General features: G+C 62.4%; 10 protein-coding genes and 1 pseudogene. 8 read left to right on the forward strand and 3 right to left on the reverse strand.

Going from position 1 to position 13046, the window contains the following annotated elements:
• Positions 1–7: 7 nt before the first annotated feature.
• A pseudogene (locus tag ACJD00_RS13275) lies at positions 8–595 on the forward strand (phosphoribosylanthranilate isomerase); the annotation flags it as partial.
• On the opposite strand, the gene ACJD00_RS13280 reads toward ACJD00_RS13275, so the two are convergent.
• Complete coding sequence (locus ACJD00_RS13280) at positions 592–1140, reverse strand: acyl-CoA thioesterase (RefSeq protein ID WP_418907397.1); 549 nt, start codon at positions 1138–1140, stop codon at positions 592–594. The pseudogene ACJD00_RS13275 and the gene ACJD00_RS13280 overlap by 4 nt on opposite strands.
• A gap of 143 nt (positions 1141–1283) precedes the next feature.
• Between ACJD00_RS13280 and ACJD00_RS13285 the strand changes: the two genes are divergently transcribed.
• The 5 genes from ACJD00_RS13285 (at position 1284) to ACJD00_RS13305 (ending at position 6062) form a co-directional block, all read left to right on the forward strand.
• Entirely contained in the window at positions 1284–2654 is a 1371-nt protein-coding gene (locus ACJD00_RS13285; protein ID WP_418907398.1) for a sensor histidine kinase, read from the forward strand.
• A complete protein-coding gene (locus ACJD00_RS13290; RefSeq protein WP_418907399.1) occupies positions 2651–3307 on the forward strand; it encodes a response regulator in 657 nt (218 codons plus the stop codon). The genes ACJD00_RS13285 and ACJD00_RS13290 overlap by 4 nt, the downstream gene beginning before the upstream one ends.
• Positions 3308–3394: 87 nt before the next feature.
• The gene (locus tag ACJD00_RS13295) at positions 3395–4276 is read left to right on the forward strand and encodes an ABC transporter ATP-binding protein (protein WP_418907400.1); all 882 of its coding nucleotides are present in this window, start codon (positions 3395–3397) and stop codon (positions 4274–4276) included.
• Positions 4273–5439, forward strand: coding sequence for an ABC transporter permease (locus tag ACJD00_RS13300; RefSeq protein ID WP_418907401.1), 1167 nt, complete (start codon positions 4273–4275; stop codon positions 5437–5439). The genes ACJD00_RS13295 and ACJD00_RS13300 overlap by 4 nt, the downstream gene beginning before the upstream one ends.
• A gap of 23 nt (positions 5440–5462) precedes the next feature.
• The gene (locus ACJD00_RS13305; protein ID WP_418907402.1) at positions 5463–6062 is read left to right on the forward strand and encodes a hypothetical protein; all 600 of its coding nucleotides are present in this window, start codon (positions 5463–5465) and stop codon (positions 6060–6062) included.
• An 8-nt stretch (positions 6063–6070) separates the two neighbouring features.
• Here the strand turns inward: ACJD00_RS13305 and ACJD00_RS13310 are convergent, their stop codons facing one another.
• The gene (locus ACJD00_RS13310; protein ID WP_309409229.1) at positions 6071–6322 is read right to left on the reverse strand and encodes a hypothetical protein; all 252 of its coding nucleotides are present in this window, start codon (positions 6320–6322) and stop codon (positions 6071–6073) included.
• 323 nt (positions 6323–6645) lie between these two features.
• A complete protein-coding gene (locus ACJD00_RS13315) occupies positions 6646–10167 on the reverse strand; it encodes a bifunctional proline dehydrogenase/L-glutamate gamma-semialdehyde dehydrogenase (RefSeq protein WP_418907403.1) in 3522 nt (1173 codons plus the stop codon).
• 338 nt (positions 10168–10505) lie between these two features.
• Here ACJD00_RS13315 and ACJD00_RS13320 point away from each other — a divergent pair, with 338 nt between their 5' ends.
• Together ACJD00_RS13320 and putP are read left to right on the forward strand one after the other, a co-directional pair.
• Positions 10506–11414, forward strand: a complete 909-nt coding sequence (locus tag ACJD00_RS13320; protein WP_309409231.1) for a LysR family transcriptional regulator — start codon at positions 10506–10508, stop codon at positions 11412–11414.
• Between the two features lie 102 nt (positions 11415–11516).
• The gene (gene putP, locus ACJD00_RS13325) at positions 11517–13022 is read left to right on the forward strand and encodes a sodium/proline symporter PutP (protein WP_309409232.1); all 1506 of its coding nucleotides are present in this window, start codon (positions 11517–11519) and stop codon (positions 13020–13022) included.
• The last annotated feature ends 24 nt before the right edge of the window (positions 13023–13046 follow it).

Raw genomic sequence — 13046 nt, forward strand, 5'->3', positions numbered from 1 at the left:
GATTTGCGGACTGAGCACCGAGGCCGAGGTGCAGGTGGCCGTCGACCACGGTGCCCGAGCCGTGGGATTTGTGCTCACCGAAAGCCCCCGCCAGGTGAGCGTCGAACGTGCCCGGCAGCTGGCCCAGGGCCTGCCGGAGCAGGTTCCCGGGGTTGCAGTCTTTCGGCATGAGGAGGTTCGGCAAGCCATTGAGCAGACCAAGGCGGCGGGGCTGACCTGGATTCAGTTGCACGGCGAGCGCACCTCCACCGAGGTAGCGCAGGCACAGCGAGCCGGGTTGACGGTGGTGCGTGCGGTGCGGATCTCCGATGCCGCCCAGGCGTTTGAAGATCGTGGCGAGGATTGGCTTCTGGTCGATGCCTCGGTGCCCGGCAGTGGTGAGGTGTGGGACTACGCTGCGGCGCGCAAGTTGACCGCGGGGCGTTCGAATATTCTGCTGGCCGGCGGTTTGGATCCCGAGAATGTGGTGCAGGCTTTGGAGCTATCGGGTGCTGCGGGCGCCGATGTGTCCTCGGGGGTCGAACGCAGCCGTGGGGTAAAGGATCCGCAGAAGATCGTGGCCTTCCTCGACGCGGTTCATGCCTTAGAGGTCTAGCGTCCGAGCCAGGTGTGCGGGGCGGGTTTGCGAGCTCCGGGGAGGGCACTGGCTTCGCGCCATTGACTCACCCATTCGGGTACCACCCGATCCTCGGGGACCGTTAGGCCCACGGCCTGCATAATCTCCTCATTGGATACCGCGCCCTTGCGTCCGCGCATCCGCGTGGCGATATAGCCCTGTGCGTAGATTTCCCCGTTGCAGACGATGCGCTGTTCAAAGTAGATGCACTTTTCGTCCAGGCCAAGTACGCGGGTCTCTTGGGTGAATTTGGCGCCTAGTTTGACCGACTTGCGGCAGGTGATGGTCTCGGCCTGTACCACCGGAGTCCACTTGTTCTTGCGAATCACGTCCCAGACTCCGGAGCGGAACATCAGGTCGAAGCGCCCGAGGTCGAAGATGGAAAAGTACATGCCATTGTTGATGTGACCGGCGAAGTCGATATCCGTCAGCGTGGCGCGCATGGGTAGCGAGCCGGTGTCGAACATGGAGAGCTTCGAGGCTTTCTTGCTCCTCAGGTAGGTGAGCAGAATTCGGAAAATCATGTGCATGCCATCACATTACCGGCTAGTAACTTGTGCTGCCAAGCACGGCGCCGCGCACCCACAGCGATCGCGCAGCCACCGGTCACCGTCGAGCGGGTACAGTCGAAGACACCGAGCGTGCACCGCCGAGAAAGGACCTGCCCATGAGCCGCATCGTGGACCTCGCGCACCGGCATATGCCCTCGTTGCCGCCCAAGGACTGGGAACGACCGGTCCCTAGCCGCGTCGGACTGCGCCGCGATATTGTCGCTGCCTTGGGGTTCTTGGTGCTGGCCCTGGCCCTGCAGGAGCTCGTGCTCTCGATGGTCGAGCGCGACGAGATGGCCGATCGGCCGGTAGCCTTTGCGCTCATCGTCGCCCTGATCGTGCCGCTGATGTTTCGCCGTCGCTGGCCGGTGAGCATGATGCTGATCGGTTCGGCGGTCTTCATGCTCGGTGGGAGTCAGCCCACCGCATCGGTGCTGATGCAGTTCTGCCCGCAGGTGGCCTATTTCCTAGGCCTCTATACGGCGGTGGCTTGGGCCCGGGACCGCCGGGCGTTGTGGACCGCCATGACCCTGGTACTGCTTGCCATGGCCGTATGGCTGATCGTCTCCTTCTTCACCAGCGACCTGCTTGAAAGCATGGACGTACCCATGGTGGAGAACTCGCTGGGTTCGGTGGAGCCGCGGGTAGCCTTTCCGCTCTATACCTTCGCCATTAATATTCTCTATTTTGGCGGGGCGATCTTCCTCGGGCTAACCAGCTGGTCCAACGCCTATGCCGGCGAGCTGGTGCGAAGCCAGGCACGGCGCATCGCCGACCAAGTCGACCAATTGGCCTCCCAAGCGGTCAGCGAGGAGCGTCTGCGAATTGCCCGCGAACTACATGATGTGATCGCCCACCATATCGCCTCGGTGGGCGTGCAAGCCTCAGCTGCCCGGATGGTTCAGGGCAGAGATCCCGATAAGGCCAGCGAGTTGATGCGTGGCATCGAGTCTTCGGCACGCAGCGCCGTTTCCGAAACCCGTGCCCTACTCGGGGTGCTACGCTCCACGCAGCATGGCCAGGACGCCAATCCGACGGACGGTGATCGGCATCCCGAACCCTCGCTCCAACAGCTCGATCGCCTGATAGAGCAGAATGCAGATCTTGGGTTGCGCGTTGAGCTGTCCACCGCAGAACACCGTGCGCAGTATTTCTCTGGGCTACCTTCTGGACTGTCGCTGGCGCTCTACCGTATTTGTTCGGAGGCTCTGGCCAATGTGCGCCGGCACTCCACGGCACGTAGCGCACGTCTATCTCTGCGCTCTGGCACCGATGAAGGTGGCACTTGGGTAGAGGTCGAAGTCACCGACGAAGGAACGGCACGTCCCGACAGCGCCGGTGGCGGCTATGGGTTACGCGGCATCCGCGAGCGTGCGGCATTGCACCACGGTCTGGTCGAGATTGGGCCACGCACTCCGCGCGGTTGGCGCACCCGAGCGCGACTACGCGACGTTTCTGACAGCACACCAGATAAAGTTCAGACATGACCCCAATAACCGTGGTGATCTGCGATGACCAACCATTGATTCGTTCGTCATTGCAATTGATTCTGGAAACCGACCCGCAAATTCGGGTGCTGGGGACCGCCGCCGATGGAGCCGAAGCGCTGGAGCTGGTCGAACGGCTCGATCCCTCCGTCGTACTCATGGACATCCAAATGCCGCGCCTCGATGGCATCGCGGCCACCGCCCGGCTGACCGCACAGAGCCCACGCAAGATCATCGTGCTCACCACCTTTGATCGCGACGACTACCTCTTCGAGGCGCTCGACGCCGGGGCCAGCGGATTCCTGCTGAAAAATACGGACCCCGAAACACTGATCGCCGCCGTCCATCAGGTGGCCGCGGGGTACGGGTTGCTCTCTCCAGAAGTCACGCTGCCACTGATTCGTCGTCATGTCGCCGAGCAGAGTACCCGCCCACGCGCCGAACAGCAGCGGCTCCTCGACGGCTTCTCCGAACGAGAACTGCAAGTGCTGCAGGAGCTCGCCACGGGGAAGAATAATCAGGAAATCGCCGTTGCGCTCGGCCTGAGCGAACCGACGGTGAAGACGCACCTATCGAATCTGATGGCCAAGGCCGGACTTCGCGACCGGGTGCAGGCGGTGTTGTATGCCCACCGCGCCGGGCTCATCCAATAGTTTCACTCTTAAGAGCGAGCCCACCGGGGAAAAAGCTCCCTAAGCTGGTGCACAGAACATGCGACCGTCACCGGAAAGGACCTCGAGATGCTTGAACTTGAGAACATCACGCGTGCCTTCGGTGACCGCACGGTGCTCGACGAGGTCAGTTTTTCGGTGCCCGCTGGAACCCTCACCGGATTCGTCGGAGCCAACGGTGCGGGAAAAACCACGACCATGCGCATCATCATGGGCCTGTTGGCAGCACATGGTGGCTCGGTGCGCCTAGATGGGCGCAGCTTGCCGGTATCGACCCGGCCTGAGTTCGGCTACATGCCCGAAGAACGTGGGCTGTACCCAAAACAACCGGTGTTGCGTCAGTTGATGTATCTGGGCCAACTCCATGGTCTGTCGCGCGCCGACTGCCGCGCGCGAGCCTTGGAGCTGCTGGACCGCTTTGGGCTGGCCGAACGTGCCGCAGCGAAACTCGAATCGCTGTCATTAGGGAATCAGCAACGCGTGCAGGTGGTCGCCGCCTTGCTACACCGCCCTAAGGTATTGGTCCTCGACGAACCGTTTAGCGGACTCGACCCCTTGGCGGTGGACGCCATGAGCTCGATCCTGCGCGACTACGCAGCGCAGGGCGTTCCGGTGCTTTTCTCCTCGCACCAGCTGGATCTACTCGACGCGCTGGTCGACCACTTGGTGATTATCCAGGAGGGCCGCATCCTGGCCGACGCCCCGGCCGAGCAACTGCGCGCCGAACAAGCGCATCGCCACCGGCTACGTTTGGGGTCCGATGCCGGGTGGTTGCGCGAAGAGCCCGGGGTCGAGGTTATCGACCTCTCCGGCCCCGAGGCACTGGTAAGTTTTGCCAACCCCCAAGAAGCTCAACGAGTACTCGGCTGCGCGGTGCGGCGCGGGGCCGTGCACGAATTCGCCGTGTACCGGCCGTCGCTGGCCGATATCTACCGAGAGGTGATCCAGTGAACCCACGCACCGGGTGGCGCATCGTGGCGCTTCGCGAAATCGAAACCAAGGTACGAGATAAGGCCTTCGTGCTCACCACACTGGGCACCCTCGCGCTGATTATCGGCTCGATCGTAGTCGCCGGGGTGCTATCGTCCCGGACCGCAAGCTATTCGGTGATCGCCACCGACGAAACCAGTTTCCAGGTGCTCACCGAAGCCCGCGATACTCAGCCGGAGGGGATTGACCTCTCCATTCTTCGCATGGCGCAGTCAGCCGCCGAGCTGCGACTCGAGCAGGAGCAGGTCACGGCGTTACTCGGCACTGATGACCAAGGGCGCTACACGCTCACGGGCAAGGACGCGGTACCCGGCGAGCTACGCACACTCATTGGCGACTCGCTGAGCACCGTACTGACCGAGCAACTACTCCAGCAGCAGGGGGTTGCGGATGCCGAGTTGCCGCGCGCCTCGGACCTACGCGTTGCGCAACTGCATGGTGATGCCGACCGTAGCTCGATGGTGCGAGCCATGGCGCTCATATTCTCCTTTCTGTTCTACATGGCCTCACTGATGTTTGGTATGCCCATCGCCAACTCGGTGATCGAAGAGAAACAGAACCGTGTGGTGGAAATCCTCGCCAGCGCGATCCCGTTACGACAGCTATTGGCCGGGAAAATCCTTGGCAACGTGGTCCTGGCGTTGCTGCAACTATTGTTGTTCCTCGCGATCGGACTCGCGGCGGCCTACCTCTCCCCCATCGAGCTACCATTCCTTGGCGTGGTCTCGCAGGTAGCCGGCTGGTTCGTGGTGTTCTTCCTTGGTGGGTTCCTGTTGCTGGCCGGTGTGTGGGCCGCCCTGGGATCCTTGGCCACACGCACCGAGGATCTTCAGCAGTCCTCCGGCCCGATCATTGCGGTGCTCATGGCGGTGCTGTTCCTTGGACTGTACGCCTCGGGGCAATTGTTGGTGGTCGCCTCCTATATCCCCATTGCCTCGTCGGTGGCCATGCCTATTCGCTTGCTCTCCGGAGAGGTTCCGTGGTGGGAACCGGCCCTCTCCTTGGGAATCATGGCGCTAAGTTGCTGGGTCGTTTTGCGTTTCGCCGAGCGCATCTACCGCCGCGCGGTAATGCATACCGAAGGCACCCTGTCGATTAAGAAGGCCCTGCAAATACAGCTCTAAGGAATACTGGCTAAACTTCTGTGGTGACCGAAAGCCGTAACCGCATTCACCTGCCCGCAGCGACCGTCATCGTCTGGCTCGCGACATTGGTTGGGTTAGCTGGCTCAACCATGCTCGCCATGGCCCACATCGTCTTTGGCCCGAGCCCACTGATCATCGCTTCCCTCTGGACGGTGCGCTGTCTAACCTTGGCCGCCATGTGGCTCTTACCTGCCAGCCGCACCCAGAAAATCGCCGGTACGGGTCTGATCCTGCTGTCGTTGCTACTCGATATCGCGTTGAAGGCACCGGTGCTTGGCACTGTGGAATACGGCGACTGGTTTGTGGCCGCGGCCTTGGATCTGTCGGGGGCCTATGGCGGCTACTTCACCACCTGGGGCCTGTTGCTTCCACTACTGAGCTTGACCGGATGGTTCATTGTGCGCGGACGATCGCTGGCCGGGTGGCTCACGGGCCTGGCCAGTGGACTGGGCATGGGGTTCGTTGTTCTGGCGCTGACCGCTTCGGCCGGAATGTCCTTGAGCACCTTCACGCTGATCACGATGGCTCGTTACATCCTGCCGGCGCTACTGGCCGGGTTGGCTGACGCGCTGGTACGTCGCCGGAGCGCCGTGCAAGAGTAGCCCGCCGGTTACCGTCCGACCCGGTTCTCCGGTCCTAGGTTGGGTTCATTGGCGCTGTAGGCAACCTTTTTCCATCCGCAGGTCGGGCAGCTCCACAGCATCTCACGCATCGTTACACGCAGATCTTGACGCTGTTCGGCGTCGTGCTGAGCATGTTGATCCCAGCGCTGGTCTTGGTTCTCGTCGTCAATATAGCGTCGGGTTTCGGTTTCAACGATTGGCTGTCGGTAACAGCGCGGGCACTGGGTGGGCTTGTCCATGGTTCCTTCTTCATCGCGGCGGCGTTCACCGTGGCCACGCGAGTGACGGACTCATCGGTGCCCGGCGTGCGCCGCTGGCCCAACAGATCATCCAGTCGCCAGCCGTCGAATACGGTTCACGGAACGAAAATAGTGGTCGGTGTGGTCGGTCCAGCACGACCTTCCCTTCTTCAAGGCCGGTGGAACCACCTAGTCGAAGTGTACGCCCGTTACCCGCTAAAAGATGTAGGGCGTGGGCAGAAGACAAAAGCCGATCTCCGGCCGGTTCGTAACCGGCCGGAGATCGGCTTTTTGAGTTTGCGCGCGATGCGCAGTAAGGGAACCTAGATCAGCTCATCGCTAAGGTGGTTCGGGGTACCGAAGCGGTGCGCGGTGATGGATACGGCCTGCTCATGCAGGAACGGAAGCATTTCCACGCGGCCCGACCCGGTGACCGGCGAAGCGTAGACGGCCACATCTGGCTTGCCGTCGGTCGCCTCGGCCACCGCCGCGGCGGAGCCACCGATGAGACGGATCCGGGCGGCGGAGTCCGGTCCGGTCTTCGCGGCAAGGCCGGCGGCGCGGGCGGCGAATGCCTCGGCATCCTCGATCACCACGGTCACCGAATGCTCACTCAACAGGTTACGTACCGTGCCCGGTAGCTCGGTGGAGCTGGAGAGCACGACCTGGGAACCTGCCTGCACACCGGCGGCGGTAACACGCAGAGCCTCGGCGATACCGTGCTCGCTGCTGGCCTGTTCGTAACGCACGGTGACGTCCATCGGGCGGTAGCGGAAGACGTTGCGTTCGGCCAATAGTCCGGAACGGTCCTTCGCGGTATTGAACTCTTCGGCCCACCACTTGGCATCGCTGCCCATAGCGGCACGCAGCCAGGCTTCGTCCTCGGCCGGCAGTGCGGCGACCTCGAGCAGACGCTGGGCGAAGCCGGAGAGGGCGGCGGTTTCGGTCACCTCGGCATCGCGCCAGCTACCCAAACCGATCAGGTAGTTCGGGCCACCGGCCTTGGTACCGGCGCCAATGGCCGACTTCTTCCAGCCACCGAAGGGCTGACGCTGCACGATGGCCCCGGTGATTCCGCGGTTCACGTAGAGGTTACCGGCGTGGATGTGCTCCAGCCAGTAGCCGATCTCATCGGCGTCCAGCGAGTGCAGGCCACTGGTCAGGCCGAAGTCGACCTCGTTGACCATCTCCACGGCTTCTTCCAGGGTCTCGGCGGTCATCACACCAAGGATCGGTCCGAAGTACTCGGTCAGGTGGTATTCGCTACCGCGCTTGACTCCATAGCGCACGCCCGGGGAGTACAACTTGCCCGAATCATCCAGGGCGCGAGGCTTCAGTTCCCAGCGCTCCCCCTCACCGAGGGTAGTCAGCCCGCGCATCAGCTTCTCGCCCGGCTTGTCGATAACCGGGCCCATCTGGGTTTCCGGATTCCACGGGTAACCGACCTTCAGCGACTTGACCGCGTCGATGAGCTGGCTGTTGAAACGGCGCGATTCGGCCACGGAGCCAACGAGGATTACCAGCGAGGCAGCCGAGCACTTCTGTCCGGCGTGGCCGAAGGCAGATTGCACCACGTCCTTGGCGGCGAGATCCAGGTCGGCGTTCGGGGTCACGATCAGCGCGTTCTTGCCTGAGGTTTCCGCCAACAGCGGCAGATCCTTGCGGAAGGAGCGGAAGAGTTCCGCGGTCTCGTAGCCACCGGTGAGGATCAGGCGATCCACGCGCTCATCGGCCACGAGCTGCTTGCCCAGGTCGCGGTTGGCCACGAAGACCAGCTGCAGCACGTCCTTAGGGACACCGGCATCCCACAGTGCCTGCACCATCATGGCGCCGATACGGGCCGCCTGGCTGGCCGGCTTGATGATCACGGCGGATCCGGCGGCCAGCGCGGAGAGCGTGGAACCGGCCGGGATCGCCATCGGGAAGTTCCACGGCGGAGTCACCAGGGTCAGCTTCGAGGGCACAAAGGTAGCACCGTCGACCTGCTCAAGTTCGCGGCCACGCTCGGCGTAGTAGTGCGCGAAGTCGATGGCCTCGGAAACTTCCGGGTCACCCTGGTCGATGGTCTTGCCGCACTCGGATCCCATGACCTCGAGCATCAACGCACGACGCTGCTCGAAGATGCGTCCGGCGTTGTGCAGGATTTCGGCGCGGCGATGCGCACCGAGCTCCTGCCAGGCTGCCGAAGCATCCACACCCATGGCGATGGCTTCATCCAGTTCGGCGGCGCTGTCCAAGGTGTTGGCCTTGACCAGGTCGGCACCGAGGGTGGAGTTTTCCATCTTGGCGAGGATTTCGCGGCCCCAGGCACGGTTCGCGGCCAAATCCGGGTCGGTGTCCGGGGTGTTGAAGAAGGCACCTTCGCCGGCGGCCAAGGCGTCGACCTTAGCCTCGATGATCTCGTCGCGGGCGCTACGGTTCTGCACGCGGTTGGAGCTCGGCACCCGAGTGGTCAGCGCGGCCAGCGAGGAGCGGAAGCGGTTCTTCTCGCGCTCGAACAGGGCCTCGTTCTTTTCCAGTTCGAACACGGCCGACATGAAGTTCTCCTGGCTGGCGCCTTCCTCGAGGCGGCGAATCAGGTAGGCGATAGCCACGTCGAACTCGTTCGGGTGCACAACCGGGGTGTAGAGCAGGAGCTCACCGACGTCGCGGCGCACGGCTTCGGCCTGGCCGGTAGCCATACCGAGGAGCATTTCGAATTCGATGCCGTGCTGTACCCCGCGAGCCTTGGCCAGCAGCCAAGCCAACGCAATGTCGAACAGGTTGTGACCGGCAACGCCGATGCGAACGTTCTCCACGTGGCCCGGACGCAGCGAGTATTCAAGCACGGCCTTGTAGCTGGTGTCGGAATCCTGTTTGGTGCCCCAGGTGGCCAACGGCCAACCGTGGACGTCGGCTTCCATGGTTTCCATCGGCAGGTTGGCGCCCTTGACCACGCGGACCTTGATCGGGGCTCCTCCATCGGCCACGCGGGCGGCGGAGAATTCCTGCAGCTGGATCATCGCGCCCAGCGCGTCGGGCAGGTAGGCCTGCAGCACGATGCCGGCGGAGAGGTTCTTGAACTCCGGCAGCGAAAGGATCTTGGTGAATACGGCGATGGTGAGTTCAAGGTCCTTGAACTCTTCCATGTCCAGGTTGATGAACTTCTTCTTCGGGTGGTTGTTGGCCAGCTCGTAGAGCGGGCGCAACTTCTGAACGATGTGCTCCACGGCTTCGTCGAAGGCCCAGTGATTATGCGGGGCCACGGTGGAGGAAACCTTGATGGAGACGTAATCCACGTCGTCACGCGCGAGCAGCTTCTTGGTGCCCTCTAGGCGGCGGGAAGCTTCGCCCTGGCCCAGAATGGCTTCGCCGAGCAGGTTCACGTTCAGGTTCACGCCCTCGCGCTTGATCTTGGCGATGGACTTGCCAAGCTTTGCGTCCGAGGCGTCAATGATCAGGTGCCCGACCATTTCGCGCAGCACCTTGCGGGCGATCGGTACGACCACGCCGGGCATGATCGGCGCCATGGCGCCTCCCAACGCCACGGCCTTACGCATGTACCACGGCAGGAAGCCCGGTACCTTCGGAGCCAGAGCCTTCAGGTTGGCCGCGGCCACCTGTAGGTCCTCCGGGCGAATGACCCCATCGACGAAGCCGACGGTGAAGTCCAGTCCATTCGGGTCCTTCAGCACGCCAGCCAACCGGGCGCCCGAGGCGTCGGCGGGGATCTTGGCGGCTTCGGTGAGCCAATGGCGAACCAGTGCGATGGCCTCATCGGCCAACTCGGCGGGAGCGGTCAATGGGTTACCCTCGGCGTCGAGGGCCGGGGGAACGCTCTGGTTCTCAGCGGAGGTCGCGGACAATTATGCGCCTACCTTTCTTTGCGTATTCGGGATCTGTGGCACCGGGGGCGTCTTGCGTGACTGGCGGGTTTCGATTGCCGTGCATGTGCCGTGCTGATGACCGGTATCCATCGTGGGCATCCCGGTTTTTCCTTGGCCATCAACTGCAAAGAAGCTGTGTGCTGATAAGAGTATGAACCCCATGCTAGGTTTAGGAAAAGTGAACAAACCTGAACGATTTCGTTCGGGATTGCTAAAGTGTTTGACCTAGGCGTGTTGCCCCGCGAAACTACGCCAAATTCGCGCCGTCGAAGCGCTAATTTTTGCCGGTCCGACTAGTAAAAAGAGGTATAGATCACATGCTGGAGTTAAGACGCCTCCGCCTCCTGCAGGAGCTGAGTGTCCGCGGAACAATTTCCGAGGTGGCCGACGTGCTGAGCTACTCACCCTCCTCGGTCTCGCAACAACTGAGTCTGCTCGAGGCCGAAGCCGGTGTTCCGCTTCTGCGTCGCGCCGGACGCACCCTGCAGTTAACCCCGCAAGCGCAGGTACTTGTGGCGCACACCGAACAGCTGCTGGATTCCATGGAACGCGCCGAGTCGGATCTGGCTGCCACCCTCTCTTCGGTGGCCGGAACGGTACGCCTCGCGGCCTTCCAGACCGCCATGCTGGCCATCATGCCTCCGGTCCTGACCCAACTGGCGATCGACCACCCCAATCTGCGAATAGAAATGACTCACCACGAGCCAGCCAAGGCAATGCGCGAAACCAGCGCGCGAAATTTCGATCTGGTGATCGCCGAGCAGTACCCCGCCCATGCCGCGCCGCATTTCGAGAATCTGGATCGACGCACACTGACCCACGACCCCTTGCGCCTGGCCCTGCCACCACAGGCCTCGGCGGCCAAGATCACCTCGCTCGCCCAGGCCTCCGGCATGCACTGGGTCATGGAGCCACGTGGCACCTCTAGCCGACACTTCGCCGAAGAGGCGTGCCGCACCGCAGGTTTCGAACCCGAGGTACGTTACGAGACGGCCGATCTACAGGCACACGTACAGCTTGTCGAGTCGGGACTGGCTGCCGCCTTTCTGCCCGACCTACTGACCGCGCACCGGCCCGAAGCAGTGGGTCGACGCCCGGCGCGGCTCGTGGATTTGCCCGGGGCGCCGGTGCGTACGATCTTCACCGCAATGCGCCATTCCTCGGAGCGCTCCCCCGCCATCCAGGCGGTACGCGAAGAGATCCACAATCAGGTCACGAAATGGTAACGAAGTATCTCCCTCGGCGAGACATTCGCTGTGATTGGTGCCATAGTAGGTTCTCGCACACTTTTGCGGCGTGCCTCACGCTATCCGCCAACAGAGGGAATCATGTCCGACTCCACATTCCAGATGATTGCGATTGTCATCTACATGGCCGCAATGCTCGGCATCGGCTACATCGCGTATAAGCGCACCAACGACATCGACGACTACATGCTCGCCGGCCGTGGGCTCAAACCGTCGGTCGCGGCGCTGTCCGCCGGCGCCTCCGATATGTCCGGCTGGTTGCTCATGGGGCTACCCGGCGCCGTTTACCTCGGCGGCATGCACGCCGCCTGGATCGCCATCGGCCTGATCATCGGTGCCTGGCTGAACTGGAAGTTCGTCGCCCCACGGCTACGGTCCTACACAGCGATCGCTCAAGAAGCCATTACGATTCCGAGCTACTTCGAAAAGCGTCTGAAGGACCGCTCGCACCTTTTGCGCATCACGTCCTCGCTGGTCATCTTGGCTTTCTTCACCTTCTATGTCTCTTCCGGCATGGTTGCGGCGGGCAAGTTCTTCGAATCCACCTTCGCCTGGCCGTATCTGTCGGGTCTGTTCTTCGTCGCCGGCATCACCTTGCTCTACACGCTCTTCGGAGGCTTCCTCGGTGCTTCGCTCACCGACATGGTCCAGGGCATTTTGATGTTCGCCGCATTGATTGCCGTGCCCGTTGTTGCGGCCTTCCGTGTTGGAGATATCTCCACATTGGGTCAACGCATCACCGATGCAAACCCGATCGCCTTCGATCTGTTTTCTTCCTTCCACGATGCCAACGCATTCCTGGCCATCGTGGCCATCTTCTCCACCGCGGCCTGGGGTTTCGGCTACTTTGGCCAGCCGCATATTCTGGTGCGCTTCATGGCGCTACGTACCCCAGGCGAAGCGAAAACCGCGCGCCGCATCGGCATCGGCTGGATGTTCCTGACCACGGTCGGCGCCGTGGTGACCGCCCTGGTGGGCATTGCGTACTTCGCGGACAAGCCGTTGGATAAGAGCAGCAGCGAAACCGTCTTCCTGTTGCTCTCGCAGGTCTTCTTCCACCCGTTCGTGGCCGGCTTGGTGTTGGCCGCGGTGCTCGCGGCCATTATGTCCACCATGTCCTCGCAGCTCGTGGTCTGTTCCTCGGCACTGGTCGAGGATCTGTACAACATTGCCGGTCGCAAGGCGAGCCAGAAGACCCTGGTGCTCATGGGCCGCGCGTGCGTGCTGATCATTGCGATTATCGCCGCGCTGCTCGCCTTGGACTCGAGTTCCTCCATCCTGAAGCTCGTGTCCTTTGCCTGGGCCGGATTCGGCGCCGCCTTCGGACCGATCGTGTTGCTGAGCCTCTACTGGCGTAAGCTCAGCGCCGTGGGCGCCTTCGCCGGCATGCTCACCGGCGCCGTAGTGGTCTTTGTGTGGGGCAATATTCCCGCACTGTCCGGGGCCATGTACGAAATTGTTCCGGGCTTCGCGCTGAACCTACTGGTCACCTGGCTGGTCTCCAAGGCCACCTGGCGTGAAAACGCGACCATCGACGAGGAGTTCTCGGCTATGGAACGCGAAGTCAACGGGTCCGTGCGTGTCTAGTTCGTAACGCACACCGCAACGATT

Source organism: Glutamicibacter endophyticus (genome assembly GCF_048457885.1).
Taxonomy (GTDB): domain Bacteria; phylum Actinomycetota; class Actinomycetes; order Actinomycetales; family Micrococcaceae; genus Glutamicibacter; species Glutamicibacter endophyticus.

Excerpts from the sequence above, each read along its gene's own strand:
- ACJD00_RS13310 (WP_309409229.1), bottom strand. The coding sequence starts at position 6,322 with ATGGACAAGCCCACCCAGTGCCCGCGCTGTTACCGACAGCCAATCGTT.
- putP (WP_309409232.1), top strand. The coding sequence starts at position 11,517 with ATGTCCGACTCCACATTCCAGATGATTGCGATTGTCATCTACATGGCC.
- ACJD00_RS13280 (WP_418907397.1), bottom strand. The coding sequence starts at position 1,140 with ATGATTTTCCGAATTCTGCTCACCTACCTGAGGAGCAAGAAAGCCTCG.
- ACJD00_RS13285 (WP_418907398.1), top strand. The coding sequence starts at position 1,284 with ATGAGCCGCATCGTGGACCTCGCGCACCGGCATATGCCCTCGTTGCCG.
- ACJD00_RS13290 (WP_418907399.1), top strand. The coding sequence starts at position 2,651 with ATGACCCCAATAACCGTGGTGATCTGCGATGACCAACCATTGATTCGT.
- ACJD00_RS13320 (WP_309409231.1), top strand. The coding sequence starts at position 10,506 with ATGCTGGAGTTAAGACGCCTCCGCCTCCTGCAGGAGCTGAGTGTCCGC.
- ACJD00_RS13295 (WP_418907400.1), top strand. The coding sequence starts at position 3,395 with ATGCTTGAACTTGAGAACATCACGCGTGCCTTCGGTGACCGCACGGTG.